This is a genomic window from Streptomyces sp. NPDC039480 (assembly GCF_055597165.1).
In genome coordinates, this window is record NZ_JBVITX010000001.1 from 985,327 (window position 1) to 998,341 (window position 13,015).

General features: G+C 70.4%; 13 protein-coding genes. 7 read left to right on the forward strand and 6 right to left on the reverse strand.

Annotated elements, in window-relative coordinates:
- Nucleotides 1-53: 53 nt before the first annotated feature.
- The gene (locus tag ACZ56E_RS03650; protein ID WP_471210598.1) at nucleotides 54-581 is read right to left on the reverse strand and encodes a GNAT family N-acetyltransferase; all 528 of its coding nucleotides are present in this window, start codon (nucleotides 579-581) and stop codon (nucleotides 54-56) included.
- A gap of 91 nt (nucleotides 582-672) precedes the next feature.
- On the opposite strand from ACZ56E_RS03650, the gene ACZ56E_RS03655 reads away from it, so the two are divergent.
- Nucleotides 673-1,548 (forward strand): LLM class flavin-dependent oxidoreductase, encoded by an 876-nt coding sequence (locus tag ACZ56E_RS03655; protein WP_471210600.1) that lies wholly within the window; start codon nucleotides 673-675, stop codon nucleotides 1,546-1,548.
- 46 nt (nucleotides 1,549-1,594) lie between these two features.
- Nucleotides 1,595-2,560 carry a LysR family transcriptional regulator gene (locus tag ACZ56E_RS03660; protein WP_471210602.1) on the forward strand — a complete coding sequence of 322 codons (966 nt, stop codon included), beginning with the start codon at nucleotides 1,595-1,597 and terminating at the stop codon, nucleotides 2,558-2,560.
- Nucleotides 2,561-2,585: 25 nt separating this feature from the next.
- Here ACZ56E_RS03660 and ACZ56E_RS03665 read toward each other — a convergent pair whose 3' ends face one another.
- Both ACZ56E_RS03665 and ACZ56E_RS03670 read right to left on the reverse strand, forming a co-directional pair.
- On the reverse strand, nucleotides 2,586-3,245 hold the full coding sequence (locus ACZ56E_RS03665; protein WP_468606483.1) for a TetR/AcrR family transcriptional regulator: 660 nt from the start codon (nucleotides 3,243-3,245) through the stop codon (nucleotides 2,586-2,588).
- Nucleotides 3,246-3,299: 54 nt separating this feature from the next.
- Nucleotides 3,300-4,241, reverse strand: coding sequence for an alpha/beta fold hydrolase (locus ACZ56E_RS03670; protein ID WP_471210604.1), 942 nt, complete (start codon nucleotides 4,239-4,241; stop codon nucleotides 3,300-3,302).
- Between the two features lie 140 nt (nucleotides 4,242-4,381).
- On the opposite strand from ACZ56E_RS03670, the gene ACZ56E_RS03675 reads away from it, so the two are divergent.
- Together ACZ56E_RS03675 and ACZ56E_RS03680 are read left to right on the forward strand one after the other, a co-directional pair.
- Nucleotides 4,382-5,617 (forward strand): acyl-CoA dehydrogenase family protein, encoded by a 1,236-nt coding sequence (locus tag ACZ56E_RS03675; RefSeq protein WP_471210607.1) that lies wholly within the window; start codon nucleotides 4,382-4,384, stop codon nucleotides 5,615-5,617.
- Complete coding sequence (locus tag ACZ56E_RS03680; RefSeq protein WP_471210609.1) at nucleotides 5,614-6,366, forward strand: SDR family oxidoreductase; 753 nt, start codon at nucleotides 5,614-5,616, stop codon at nucleotides 6,364-6,366. The genes ACZ56E_RS03675 and ACZ56E_RS03680 overlap by 4 nt, the downstream gene beginning before the upstream one ends.
- Before the next feature lie 71 nt (nucleotides 6,367-6,437).
- Here the strand turns inward: ACZ56E_RS03680 and ACZ56E_RS03685 are convergent, their stop codons facing one another.
- Nucleotides 6,438-7,004 (reverse strand): MmyB family transcriptional regulator, encoded by a 567-nt coding sequence (locus ACZ56E_RS03685; RefSeq protein ID WP_471210611.1) that lies wholly within the window; start codon nucleotides 7,002-7,004, stop codon nucleotides 6,438-6,440.
- A gap of 173 nt (nucleotides 7,005-7,177) precedes the next feature.
- Nucleotides 7,178-8,122 (reverse strand): MBL fold metallo-hydrolase, encoded by a 945-nt coding sequence (locus ACZ56E_RS03690; protein ID WP_471210614.1) that lies wholly within the window; start codon nucleotides 8,120-8,122, stop codon nucleotides 7,178-7,180.
- 182 nt (nucleotides 8,123-8,304) lie between these two features.
- On the opposite strand from ACZ56E_RS03690, the gene pstS reads away from it, so the two are divergent.
- Nucleotides 8,305-9,456, forward strand: coding sequence for a phosphate ABC transporter substrate-binding protein PstS (gene pstS, locus ACZ56E_RS03695; RefSeq protein WP_471210616.1), 1,152 nt, complete (start codon nucleotides 8,305-8,307; stop codon nucleotides 9,454-9,456).
- A gap of 27 nt (nucleotides 9,457-9,483) precedes the next feature.
- Here the strand turns inward: pstS and ACZ56E_RS03700 are convergent, their stop codons facing one another.
- The gene (locus ACZ56E_RS03700) at nucleotides 9,484-10,716 is read right to left on the reverse strand and encodes a cytochrome P450 (RefSeq protein WP_471210618.1); all 1,233 of its coding nucleotides are present in this window, start codon (nucleotides 10,714-10,716) and stop codon (nucleotides 9,484-9,486) included.
- A gap of 267 nt (nucleotides 10,717-10,983) precedes the next feature.
- On the opposite strand from ACZ56E_RS03700, the gene ACZ56E_RS03705 reads away from it, so the two are divergent.
- Both ACZ56E_RS03705 and ACZ56E_RS03710 read left to right on the forward strand, forming a co-directional pair.
- The gene (locus ACZ56E_RS03705) at nucleotides 10,984-11,283 is read left to right on the forward strand and encodes an SCO0607 family lipoprotein (RefSeq protein ID WP_468606886.1); all 300 of its coding nucleotides are present in this window, start codon (nucleotides 10,984-10,986) and stop codon (nucleotides 11,281-11,283) included.
- A 346-nt stretch (nucleotides 11,284-11,629) separates the two neighbouring features.
- Nucleotides 11,630-13,012 (forward strand): cellulase family glycosylhydrolase, encoded by a 1,383-nt coding sequence (locus tag ACZ56E_RS03710; RefSeq protein WP_471210620.1) that lies wholly within the window; start codon nucleotides 11,630-11,632, stop codon nucleotides 13,010-13,012.
- The last annotated feature ends 3 nt before the right edge of the window (nucleotides 13,013-13,015 follow it).

A 13,015-nucleotide genomic window follows, 5' to 3' on the forward strand; every position in this document is an offset into this window, starting at 1 on the left:
CATGCTGCGGAGGGGCGTCGCCCGGTATCCCTTTGACGGCGTCCGCCCCGTTTTCAGGGGCGCCAGTACAGCGCGGGGTCGGGGTGGTCGACGAAACCGAGGTCCCGGTACAGCGGTTCCCCTCCGGTCGACGCGTACAAATCGACGCGGGAGGCCTCCTGCACGCGGAACCAGTCGAGCAGTGCCCGCATGATCGCGCGGCTGTGGCCGCGTCGGCGGTACGCGGGGTCGGTGACCACGCCGATCACGTGGCCGACCCGGCCGTTGCGGTTGTGCGGGCCGGGGAACCACTGTTCGACGGTGCCGATGCCGCAGGCGGCGAGGCCGTGTTCACCGTCCACAACGAGAATGCGCGCGGCGTCCGTATGCAGCTTCTCCTTCAGTACCGCTGCGAGGTCGCGGCGCCAGTCGTCCCCGTCCGCCGAGGGGTTGAAGTACTCCCCGCCAAGGGTCTCGAAGAGCAGCGCCCGCAGGCGTACGAGCTCGGGAAGGTCGGCCTCGACCGCCTGCCGAACCCCGGTACGGGACAAGGTGAGTTGGTCGTACGACAGGTCGGTGATCTGTTCGGTGGGCTGGATCATGACGATCACCCTCAGGTAAGGGCCTGGTACACCACAACCCTTACCGGGAGCGGCTGTTGATCTCCGGCGAGGAGCGGGGTAGGAAGGCGTCATGACGACTCTCGGCGTGGTGTTCCGTCCCCAGCTTCCCCCCGAGCGCCTGCGTGCCATGGTGCGCACGGCAGAGGACGCGGGCCTCGACGAGCTGTGGCTCTGGGAGGACTGCTTCCTGGAGAGCGGCATCGCGACCGCGGCCGCCGCCCTCGCGTGGTCCGAGCGGCTGCGGGTGGGGGTCGGCCTGCTGCCGGTGCCGCTGCGGAACGTCGCTCTCACCACGATGGAGGCGGCCACGCTGCACCGGCTGTTCCCTGGCCGCGTCATGCTCGGCGTCGGGCACGGGGTGCAGGACTGGATGGGGCAGGTGGGCGCGCGGGCCGAGTCGCCGCTGACCCTGCTGCGCGAGCACCTCGACGCGATGCGTGCCCTGCTGGCCGGCGAACGCGTCACGACGCGGGGGCGGTACGTCCACCTCGACGACGTCGCGCTCGACTGGCCGCCCGCGTCGGCCCCCGCGGTCTATGCCGGTGCGCGCGGCCCTCGCTCGGTGCGGCTCACCGGAGAGGCCGCCGACGGCACCGTCCTGGACGCGAGCACGGCTCCGGACGGGGTGCGCCGGGCCCGCCGGCTCATCGCGGAGGGGAGGGAGTCGGCCGGACGCGACGGGGCGCACCCCGTGGTGGTCTACCTGCTCACCGCGACCGGGCCCGACGCCGAGGCCCGGCTGCGTGCCGAGCAGCGGAGTGAAGGCCTGGACGGAGTGGCCGGTCTCGGAGTCGCCGGGGACGCCGAGGCCGTCGCGAAGGCCGTCCGGGAGATGACCGAGGCGGGCGCCGACACGGTCGTCCTGCAGCCCACTGCCGACGAACCGGACCCGGAGGGGTTCATCCGCTTCGTCACGGAAGACGTGCGCCCCCTGGTCACCCCTTGACCTCCTGAGCACCCGTAACCTCCTGAGCACCCGTAACCTCCTGAGCATGGGAAAGAGGAATGGGAATGCCGAGGGAGAGCCCGCGGAGGAGGCCCCGGGCGGTGTGCCGGGCGCCGCGCCGCTGGACCTGAATCAGCTGCGCACGTTCCTGGCGGTGTACCGTTCCGGGTCCTTCACCGCGGCCGCACGTCTCCTGGGCCTGTCGCAGCCCACGGTCACCGCGCAGATCCGCTCCCTGGAGCGACAGCTCGACCGGGAGCTGTTCGAGCGGCTGCCGCGCGGCGCGGCCCCGGCCCCCTTCGCCGACGAGCTGGCGTCCCGCGTCGTCGACCCCCTGGACGCCCTCGCCGAGGTCGCGGGCCACGGCGGCGACGGCTCCGCCGAGCCGGTCCATGTGGCGGGCCCGGCGGAACTCCTCTCCCACTGCGTGCTGCCCCGTCTCGCGCCGCTGGTGGAGAAGGGCGTGCTGCTGCGGATCGCGACCGGCCTGACGGAGGAGCTCCTGGAGGAGACGCGGGCGGGCCGGCACGACCTGCTGATCGCCACGGCCCGGCCCCGCGGCCGGGCGCTGGCCGCCGTCCCCCTGGCCGACGAGGAGTTCGTCCTGGTCACCTCGGCGGCCTGGGCGGAGCGGATCGGCGGGCCCGCGCGCATCGCCGCCGACGGGCCCGCGGCGCTGCACGGCGTCCCCCTGGTGGCGTACGCCGAGGACCTGCCCATCGTCCGCCGCTACTGGCGGCACGTCTTCGGCAAGCGCCTGGTCTGCAAGCCCGCCGTCACCATGCCCGACCTGCGCGCGGTCAAGGGTGCCGTCGTCGGCGGCGTCGGCTTCAGCGTGCTGCCGCGCTATCTGTGCCTCGACGAACTCGCTTCGGGGGCCCTGATCCTGCTGAACGACCCGGACGACCCGCCCATCAACACCGGCTATCTCGTCCAGCGGCCCGGCTCCTCGGAGAATCCGCACGTCGCCCTGGTCAGGGACCACCTGCTGGAGTCGGCGCGCGGCTGGTGACGAGGCGCCGGGCAGCCCTCGTCGGTCAGGTCCCGGGCGGTGCAGGGTCCCGCAGCCGCAGGCCGTTGGCCCAGATGGTGTTGAGCGTCGTGACGAGCCGCTCGTACGGGATGCGCTGCCCGAGCACGAAGACCATATAGGCCATGCGGCTCACCATCACGGACAGGGCGTGCGCGGTGATGAGCGGATCCAGATCGGTGTCGGCCTGGCCGTTCTCCTGGAGGGTCCGGATCAGCTTGGCGTTGCGCCGGGCGAAGGCGTTGCCCCGCTCGATGCGCAACGCCATGAACTGCTCGTCGACCTGGGCGACTTGCTCGAACAGCGCCATGAGCCTGGCGTTCTTCTTGTACGCGCGCAGGTACTCGCGGTTCGACGCGTCGATGAGCTCACGGGGGTCGGTGATGCCGGTGCGCTCGCGCAGGTGCGGGTGGAGCATCTCCTCCTGCACCTGCTCGACGAGCGCCTGGAAGATCTCTTCCTTGCTGTTGAAGTACGTGTAGAACGACCCGGAGGCGACGTGTGCCGCCTTGGAGATGTCCGTGATGCGGGCGTCCAGGTAGCCGTCGCGCTCGAAGACCTCGCGCGCGGCGGCGATCAGGGCGTTGCGCGTCCTGACGCCGCGGGCGCTGCGGGGCGTGATCGGTTGCTTCTGACCGCCGTCTGCGGCCGGGGCCTGGGCAGCCACTGCGATCCATTCACTGTCGGTCGAACCTGTACGTATCGGTGGCAGCGGATGCTATCAGCCGACCGTCGAGAGGAATTCGAGGAGCGCGGCGTTCACGTCGTCGGGGCGCTGCTGCTGGATCCAGTGGCCGGCGCCGTCGAGCACGATGTGGCCGCGTTGGTCGGTCAGCATCCGGTCGAGATCCTTCGCGGGCATGAACTGCCCGACGGGGTCCTTGGAACCCGTGACGAACAGCGAGGGCTGCGTGACACGCCGGTCGGCGAGGTGCTCGGTGAGCTCCCAGTTGCGGTCGAGGTTGCGGTAGTAGTTGAGGCCGCCGGTGAACCCCGTCCGCTCGAACGTGTCGACGTAGTAGGCGAGTTCGTCGGCGTCGAGCCACGGCGGGGGCGGCGCCTGCTCGTCCTCCTGCTCGGCCCAGCGGGCGGAGTAGATCTCCTTCGCGGTGAGTGTCCTGCGTACGTTCCGGTGCAGGGCCGCGTCCGCGACGCCGGGCTCCTGGAACCACACCATGTAGAAGTCGTCGCCGAGGCGCTTGCGCAGGATCGGCAGCGGCGGCACCGGGGGCCGCGGTGACACCGGCACGCTCATCCCGGCCACCGCGCGCACCCGCTCCGGGTGGGCCAGGGCCAGCTGCCAGACGACCATGGCACCCCAGTCGTGCCCCACGAAGACGGCGTCGTCCGCGCCCACGTCGTCGAGCACCGCGGTCAGGTCGCCGCAGAGCGTCAGGATGTCGTACGCGTCGATGTCGGCGGGACGGGAGCTTCCGCCGTAACCCCGCATGTCGGGGGCCAGGACGCGGTACCCCGCCCGTGCCAGCGCGAAGATCTGGTGCCGCCAGGAGAACGCCAGCTCGGGAAAGCCGTGGCACAGCACCACAAGGGGCTTGCCCGGTCGTGCGTCGCCGTGGTCGTAGACCCGGAGGGTGATGTCGCCGGAGGTGACCTCGCGCGTCGCGACGCGCTCCCACTCGGCGATCGGGATGTGTGTCGGCATGTGCGGAACCTCCGTCAAAATTATCGAACTTGACGTTGGATTCAAACATACAGGCCGCCCCGCGGCCGGTGCCGCCACGACCCTTGAAGTTGAACCCGGATTCAAATACGTTGACGGCATCCGAGGCGAGCCATGGCGCAATGGGAGGACGACGCGTGTTCGACGTGACCGACAGGGCCAAGGAGTACCAGGAGCGGCTGCTCGCCTTCATGGCCGAGCACGTCTACCCCGCCGAGGCGGTGTACGAGGCGCAGATGGCGGAGTCGGGCGATCCGCACTTCCACCCGCCGGTCCTGGAAGAGCTCAAGGCCGAGGCGCGGAAGCAGGGCCTGTGGAACCTCTTCCACCCGCATCCGGAGTGGGGCCCCGGCCTGACCAACCTGGAGTACGCGACGCTGGCCGAGATCATGGGCCGCAGCGCGCACCTCGCCCCCGAGGCCACCAACTGCAACGCCCCGGACACCGGCAACATGGAGGTCCTCACGCTCTTCGGCACCGAGGAGCACAAGGAGAAGTGGCTGAAGCCGCTGCTCGCCGGCGAGATCGCGTCCGCGTTCGCGATGACCGAGCCCGCCGTCGCCAGCTCGGACGCCCGCAACATCGAGATGCGGATGGTCCGCGACGGCGACGACTACGTCCTCAACGGCCGCAAGTGGTGGACCTCCAACGCCCTGCACAAGAACTGCCGGGTGCTCATTGTCATGGGCAAGACCGACCCCGACGGGCCGAGCCACCGGCAGCAGAGCATGATGGTCGTCCCGCTCGATACCCCGGGCGTCACGGTCCTGCGCAATCTGCCGGTCTTCGGCTACCAGGACCGTGAGGGCCACGCCGAGGTGCTCTTCGAGGACGTACGTGTCCCGAGGACCGCCCTGCTCGCGGGCGAGGGCGACGGTTTCATGATCAGTCAGGCGAGGCTCGGGCCCGGCCGCATCCACCACTGCATGCGCACCATCGGCATGGCCGAGCGCGCCCTCGACCTGATGATCGACCGCGCCCAGTCACGCACGACGTTCGGCGCGCCGCTCGCCGACCGGGCCAACATCCAGGACTGGATCGCCGAATCCCGCGTCGAGATCGACATGGCGCGCCTGCTGACCCTGAAGGCCGCACACCTGATGGACACCGTCGGCAACAAGGAAGCCCGCACGGAGATCGCCGCCATCAAGATCGCCGCTCCCGAGGTGGCGCTGAAGGTCGTCGACCGGGCGATCCAGGTGCACGGCGGCGGAGGCGTCAGCGACGACTTCCCGCTCGCGAGCATGTACGCCCATCTGCGCACCCTGCGCCTCGCCGACGGCCCCGACGAGGTGCACAAGCGCACCATCGCACTGCGCGAGCTGCGGCGCCGCGAGACCGAGCGGAACGCGCGATGAGCGGCCCGCTGGACGGCAGGGTCGCCGTCGTCACCGGCGCGTCACGCGGCATCGGCCTCGCGGCGGCCGTCGCCCTGCGCGACCGCGGGGCGCAGGTCGTGATCACCTCGCGCAGCGAGGAACGCGCCCAGGAGGCGGCCGCCCAACTGGGCGGCACCGTCGCGGGGTTCGGCGCCCACGCCACCGACGAGGCCGCCGCGCGCGCCTGCGTCGACCACACCGTCGCGACCTACGGCAGCCTCGACATCCTGGTCAACAACGCCGGTACGAACCCCGCGTACGGCCCGGTCATCGACCAGGACCACGGCCGCTTCGCCAAGACGATGGACGTCAACCTGTGGGCGCCGATCCTGTGGACGTCGCTCGCGGTGAAGGCGTGGATGGGGGAGCACGGCGGGTCCGTCGTCAACACCGCCTCCATCGGCGGGCTCTCGGTCGCCCAGGACGTCGGGATCTACCACGTCTCCAAGGCCGCGCTCATCCACCTCACCAAGCAACTCGCCCTGGAACTGGGCCCGAAGGTCCGGGTGAACGCCATCGCGCCCGGCGTCGTCCGCACCAGGCTGGCCGAGGCGCTGTGGCAGGAGAACGAGGCGCGGGTCGCCGCGGCCACCCCGCTCGGCCGCATCGGCGAACCCGAGGACCTGGGGGAGGCCGTGGCGTTCCTCGCGGGCGACGGCGCACGCTGGATCACCGGCGAGACGCTCGTCGTGGACGGGGGGCAGCTCCTCGGGGGCGGGCCGCTGTGAGCCACCCGTGACGGCCGACGGACGCGACGGGCGCACCGACTCGACAGCGCGTGCTCGTGCGGCCGGGCGTCTCAACTCCCGGAAGGGACAGGCGTGCCGGTGAGGGCGCCCGGATGCGACGACGCGTGTGCGGCCCTCAGGGGCGGGGGCTGTTGAGGGCGGACCGCGCCCGGCCGGAACCGCATCATCACGAACCGCGCGTCGATGTCCGGGAGGGTGTTCGCGGCGGTCACGATCACCCATCCAGGACCGTGCGAGGCGTGGTCCACCTGGCGCACGGCCCCGTCGGGGTGCACGGCGCGCGAGGCCGCGGTCGCCAGGTAGATGGGTCCGGCGACGGGGTCGAATCGCACGTCGCTGGCCAGCTCGACGAGTTCGGGGTCGGCCGGGTGGTCCGTGACGGCCTGCCTGAGTGCCGGGCAGGCTCCCCGCGCCCAGTCCTCGGCCCAGTTCAGCAGCGTGCCCTCACGGGCCCGGTCGTCCAGCAGCATCCACCGCATGATGTTGGACGGCGCCCGGCCGTCCGGGAAGAGCCCTTCGAACTCGGCGTTGCACGCCACGACGTTCCAGCGCCGGTCGGCCATGTAGGCCATCGAGCCCGTGACTCCCTCGACGACCGTCCGCCAGACCCCATGCATCGGCGCCCACCCCTGTAAGTCCTGCCCGTCCGGCTGCACTTGTCCGTTCTCCTCGCATCACAACGTGTCGGCCCCCGTGCGATCACAGCTCGTCCGGGACAAGCCTAGCCAGCGCCGGCCGACAACGGAGGCGGGGCTTCCGAGTGGCTGAAGGACGATGGGCCGACGATGGACTACTGGTACGCCCAGGCCGCCGCCTGGTCGGCGAGTTCGAGCACACCGGGAGGAGACGCGTCGCCACGGAGGTGGCTGTACTCGAGAGCGGTCACGATCATGAGGCGCTCGGGCATTCCCAGGTGAGGGTAGAAGTCCTGCTGCGACAGGTCGTCCATCGCCTTCTCCGCGGTCATCCCGGCCTCGAAGCGCAGCCGGACTTCGCGTTGCACGGTGCGGAGGTAGACCAGGTGCTCTTCGAGGCCGGCCTGATCGGTCCGCGGCCCGTGGCCGGGAATGACGACACGCGGGTCGAAGCCGAGGACGAGTTCACACGCGTCGATGATGTTCTGCAGCGGTCCCGCCCAGTGCGGCGGGTGGTCGCCGTGGAAGAAGACGTCGCCGGTGCAGACGACGTCCCCGATGCGGACCACGAGGTCGCCGACGTGGTGCGCGGGCCCCACCTCGTGCAGCTCCACCTCCTTGTCTCCCACGGTGAACGTGTACCGGCCGGAGAAGGTGAGGGTGGGCTCGGTCAGCCGGGCCGACGTGAAGTCGAAGACGCCGAAGTGGTCCCGCAGGTAACGGCCCAGAGGGGTGTCGGGCGGTGACTGCTGCACGAGTGCGTGCATCTGCTGCGGGGCCGGCTCGTGGTGCAGGTGGTCACTGCCCGCGCGGGTGGCGATGATCTCCGCTCCGGGGAACAGGTGGTTGCCGAAGGTGTGGTCTCCGTTCGCGTGCGTGTTGACCACGGTCCGCACGGTCCGGTCGCCGAGCCGGGGCCGGGCCGCAGCGATCATCGCCTCGGTCAACAACCCGTCGTAGGGGGTGTCGACGACTGCCGCGTCGGAGCCGGAGACGATCCAGAGACAGTTGGCGTATCCCCAACGGCCCGCGCCCTCAGGAGCCCAGAGAAAGAGCCCGTCGGCGCCGGGTACGGGAGTGAGCTGGTCAGGTAAGTTCATGCGGGCATTGTGTCCCAAGTGGCCGCAATACCTCACACTGCGTCATGTTCAGGCTACCGGTCGATCTCCGTACCACGGGGTGTCGTCCGATGTTCGCTCTGGATTCACCCGGCGACGTCGTGAATCGGCGAACATCTGAGGTCCGGTCGAGATCCATTTCGCGGTACCCCGAGGGGACAACGTTGCAACGCCCACGTCCAGGACGTACGTACCAAGGAGGGAGAGCGCGCACCGCGGTCTCCCTGACGGCTCTGCTGTCGCTGTCACTGACGGGATGCGGTGTCCTCGGGGACAGCGGTGAGGACGGGGGCGGGGCGTCGTCCGCCGATGCCGCCGCCGTCGCGGGGATCGACTGTGCCGCCGCGGGCAAGGTCCAGGGGACCGGGTCGAGCGCCCAGCAGAACGCGATGAAGTACTGGATCAAGAACTATCAGGCCGCGTGTCCGGGCGTGCGGATCGCGTACAACCCGATCGGATCCGGTGCGGGCGGCGCGCAGTTCCTCCGGGGCGCGACCGCGTTCGGCGGTTCCGACAGCGCGTTGAAGCCCGACGAGGTGGAGCGTTCGAAGGCTGTCTGCCGGGGCGGGCGGGCCATCGACCTGCCCATGGTCGGCGGGCCCATCGCGATCGGCTACGACGTGCCCGGCGTGACCGACCTCGTGCTGGACGCCCCGACCCTCGCCAAGATCTTCGACCGGAAGATCACCACGTGGGACGACCCGGCGATCCAGCGCCTCAACCCCGGCGCCGAGCTGCCCGCCATGCCCATCCGTCCCGTGCACCGGTCCGACGACTCGGGCACCACGCAGAACTTCCAGGCCTACCTCGCGGGCGCGGCCCCCGCGGCCTGGCCCCACCCGGTGGGCAAGGCCTGGCAGGGCACGGGCGGCGCGTCCGCGAGCGGGTCCAGCGGTGTCGCCTCCGCGGTGACCTCCGGCTTCGGCGCGATCGGTTACTTCGAGCTGTCCTTCGCGCGGGCGCGGCAGATAAAGACCGTGAGCATCGACACGGGGGCGCCCGCGCCGGTCGCGCCGACGCCAAGGACGGCCTCGGCCGGCATCGCGGCCGCCGCCCGGGTCGTGGGCGAGGGCAAGGACATGAAGCTGAAGTTCCGTTACGGTGCCCGGACTCCGGGCGCGTACCCGATCGTCCAGGTCACCTATGAGCTCGTCTGCGACAAGGGGAACCACAAGGAGACCCTGCCCGCGCTCAAGTCCTTCCTGACCTACACCGCGAGCAAGGCGGGACAGAAGGACCTGTCCCGGCTGAACTACGCGCCGCTGCCGGAGTCCGTCGCGGGCCAGGTGCGCGACGTGGTGCGCACGCTCTCCTGACGCACGCCCGGGGCGCCGGGCTGCTGCCTACGACTCGCCCCAGGTGACGGGGAGTTCGTGGACTCCGAAGATGTTCATGCCCTCGCGCAGCGGTACGTCCTCGGGCGCGACCGCGAGGCGCAGCGTCGGGAAGCGGGTGACGAGGGCGGGAAAGGCCACCCGCATCTCGACGCGGGCCAGTTGCTGGCCCAGGCACTGGTGGGCGCCGTGGCCGAAGCCCAGCTGTCCGCCCGCCTTGCGGCGCAGGTCGAGCACGTGGGGGTCGGGGAACCTCGCCGGGTCGCGGTTGGCGGCCTCCATCGACACGGCGACGGACTCGCCCTTCCTGATCAGCTCGCCCTCCACCTCGACGTCCTCCAGCGCGGCACGCACCCCGGTCTGCGCGATGGTCGCGTACCGCATCAGCTCCTCGACGGCCCGGTCGGCGAGTTCGGGCTCGGCACGCAGGGCGTCGAGCTGGTCCGGGTGGGTCAGCAGGGCGAAGGTGCCGAGCGCGATCATGTTGGCGGTGGTGTCGAGCCCCGCGCCCAGCAGGAAACCGCCGATGCCGGTGAGTTCCTCGTCGGTGAGGTCGCTGTCGGTCAGATCGCTGAGCAGGTCGTCGGTGGGGGTGGCGCGCTTCCGCAGGACGAGTTCCCGCATGTAGTCGTCGATCGCGGTCATGGCCGCGTAGCGCTCTTCCTCGGTGGAGCTCAGCGTCATGGCCGTCTCGGTGTGCCGTTGGAACAGGTCCTGGTCGGCGTAGGGCACGCCGAGCAGCTCGCAGATCATGAGGGCCGGGATGGGCCGCGCGTACGCCTGCAGCAGGTCGAGGACGGGACCCTGTCGTTCCATGGCGTCGAGGTGGTCGGCGGTGATCTGCTCGACGTGTTCCGTCAGCAGCCGCATGCGGCGCACGGTGAACTTGCCGGCGAGCAGCCGCCGGTAACGGGTGTGCTCGGGCGCGTCGATGCCCGTGAGGTCTCCCGTGGGGGCGGGCGGCAGCTCACCGGTGAACCCCGTGGCCATGGGTATGTGCAGCAGTTCATAGCGGGAGCTGAAGCGCGCGTCGCTCAGGACCGCGCGGGCGGCGGCGTGGCCGGTGGCCAGCCAGCCCATGTGCCCGTCGGGGTAGCGCAGCCGGGTGAGCGGACGCTCCTCGCACAGCCGCGTCAGTTCGGCGGGCGGATCGAAGGGGCAGCCCTTGGCGCGGGACGTCGGCAAGCTGTCGACAAGGTCGGGCGAGCCGCTGACGGAATCGGTCGACAAATCGTTGTGCATCGATGTTCCCCTCCGGTACGAAAGTGCTGTGACGCCAGCATGGCACATGATGTGGTGCCTGTGTGACGCCATATCGAGCCAAGGTGGCTCACCGTGGCGCCTCGGCTGCACACGCCGCTCTGAGTACTGGTACTCATGAACAACCCGCGCGGCTCCCGCAAGCTGGTCGTACAGGCTGAAGTGATCGAGGAGAGGGAGCCGACCGTGAGTGGCAGCATGCGAGTTCGTCCGGTGTCGCGAGTGCGTCCGCGTCCGGCGTGGCGGGCCATGGGCGGCGGATCGGCGCGATCACTCGTGGGGCTCGCGCTGGCGGGCGCGACGGCCGCCGCGCTGCTGACCGGCTGCTCCACGGAGGATGCGATCTGCGGCGGCGGGGAGTATCCGGTCCTGCATGTCGGCAGCAGCGGATCCGCGTGCCAGCCCGACGGGGAGGAGCCGCCGAAGGGCTACGCCCGCTACCCGGAGGGCAAGGTTCCCGAGCATGTGGGCGACAAGTGGGACACGTACTGGAGCGACCACACGCTCGACAAGGACGGAAAGATCATCAAGCTGAAGGAAGGCCAGTGACCGGACGGCGGCTCGCGCGGCCGGCCAGGACCGAGGAAATCGGAACGCATTACGACGCGCGGGTGTGAGCGCGTCCGTAGCGGGCACTCGACTGTTGGGCCCCGCCGTGTCTCCCCCGTCGCGGCGGGGCCTTCCTCGTCTCTGCGGCCTTCTGCTGCCGCCTTCGCGCCCCTGTGTCGCGCCTCCTCCGACGTACCGCTCCTGGGGCGTGCCTGTGCGAACTTAACCGGTTCCGCCCGAACCGTTGTGCTCGTTTTTCGTGGCCTCTAATGTCGTGGCCGTCGCCGGGCCCGGGGACCGCTCATGCCCATCGTCGGACGCGCCCCGATCGAACCAGGAGCACCAGATGAGACGTACCCGAGCCGCCGTCGCGGCAGGCGCCCTGCTCGTTGCCTGCGCTTCTCTCCTCACTGCCACTCCGAACGCTCAAGCCACCCAGGCCGCTCAAGCCACCGAGGTCACCCACACCGCCCACGCCGCCCCGGCCCCCGGCTTCCACATCCAGGACGGGCGGCTGCTGGACGCCAACGGCGATGAGTTCGTGATGCGGGGCGTCAATCACGCCCACGCCTGGTATCCCGGCAGGACCGACCAGGCACTGAAGGACATCAAGGCCAAGGGCGCCAACTCCGTACGTGTCGTGCTGAGCACGGGCGACCAGTGGACCAAGAACGACACCGCCGACGTCGCCCACGTGGTGGACGAGTGCAAGAAGAACCGGCTCATCTGCGTCCTGGAGGCCCACGACACCACCGGCTACGGCGAGGCGAGCGCCGCCGTCACCCTGGCCGAGGCCGTCGACTACTGGCTCAGCGTCAAGGGCGCCCTCGTCGGCCAGGAGAAGTACGTCCTGGTCAACATCGGCAACGAACCCTTCGGCAACACCAACTACACGGCCTGGACCGATGCCACCAAGAACGCGATCGGCCGGCTGCGCGACGGCGGTCTCGACCACACCCTGATGGTCGACGCCCCCAACTGGGGGCAGGACTGGTCCTTCACCATGCGGGACAACGCCGCCGGCGTCTTCGCCGCCGACCCGGACAAGAACACCGTCTTCGACATCCACATGTACGGCGTCTACGACACCCCGGCCGAGGTCAGCGACTACCTGAACCGCTTCGTCCGGGCCGAACTGCCCATCGTGGTCGGCGAGTTCGGCGACATGCACTCCGACGGCAACCCCGACGAGGGCGCCATCATGGCCACCGCCCAGTCCCACGGCATCGGCTACCTGGGCTGGTCCTGGAGCGGCAACGGCGGCGGTGTCGAGTATCTGGACCTGGTACGCAACTTCGACCCGAACCAGCTCTCCGACTGGGGCAAGCGCCTGTTCGACGGCGCCAACGGCATCAAGGCCACCGCCAAGGAGGCCGGTGTCTTCGGCGACCCGGGAGACGGCGGCGGGAGCGGCGCCTGCGCCGTCACCTACCGCCTCAGCGACTGGGGCGACTCCTTCAACGCCGACATCACCGTCCGCAACACGTCCCGGCAGCCGGTCGACGGATGGAGCCTGGACTTCGCCTTCCCCGGGCAGCAGAAGATCCGCTCGGTGTGGAACGCCAAGGCGACCCAGGACGGCACCCGCGTCCACGTCACGCCCGAGGCCTGGACGAGGATCATCCCCGCCGACGGGTCGGTGAGCTTCGGCCTCAACGGGTCCTCCACCGGGTCCAACACCGCACCGGGCACCTTCGCCCTCAACGGCAAGACCTGCACCACCGCCTGAATC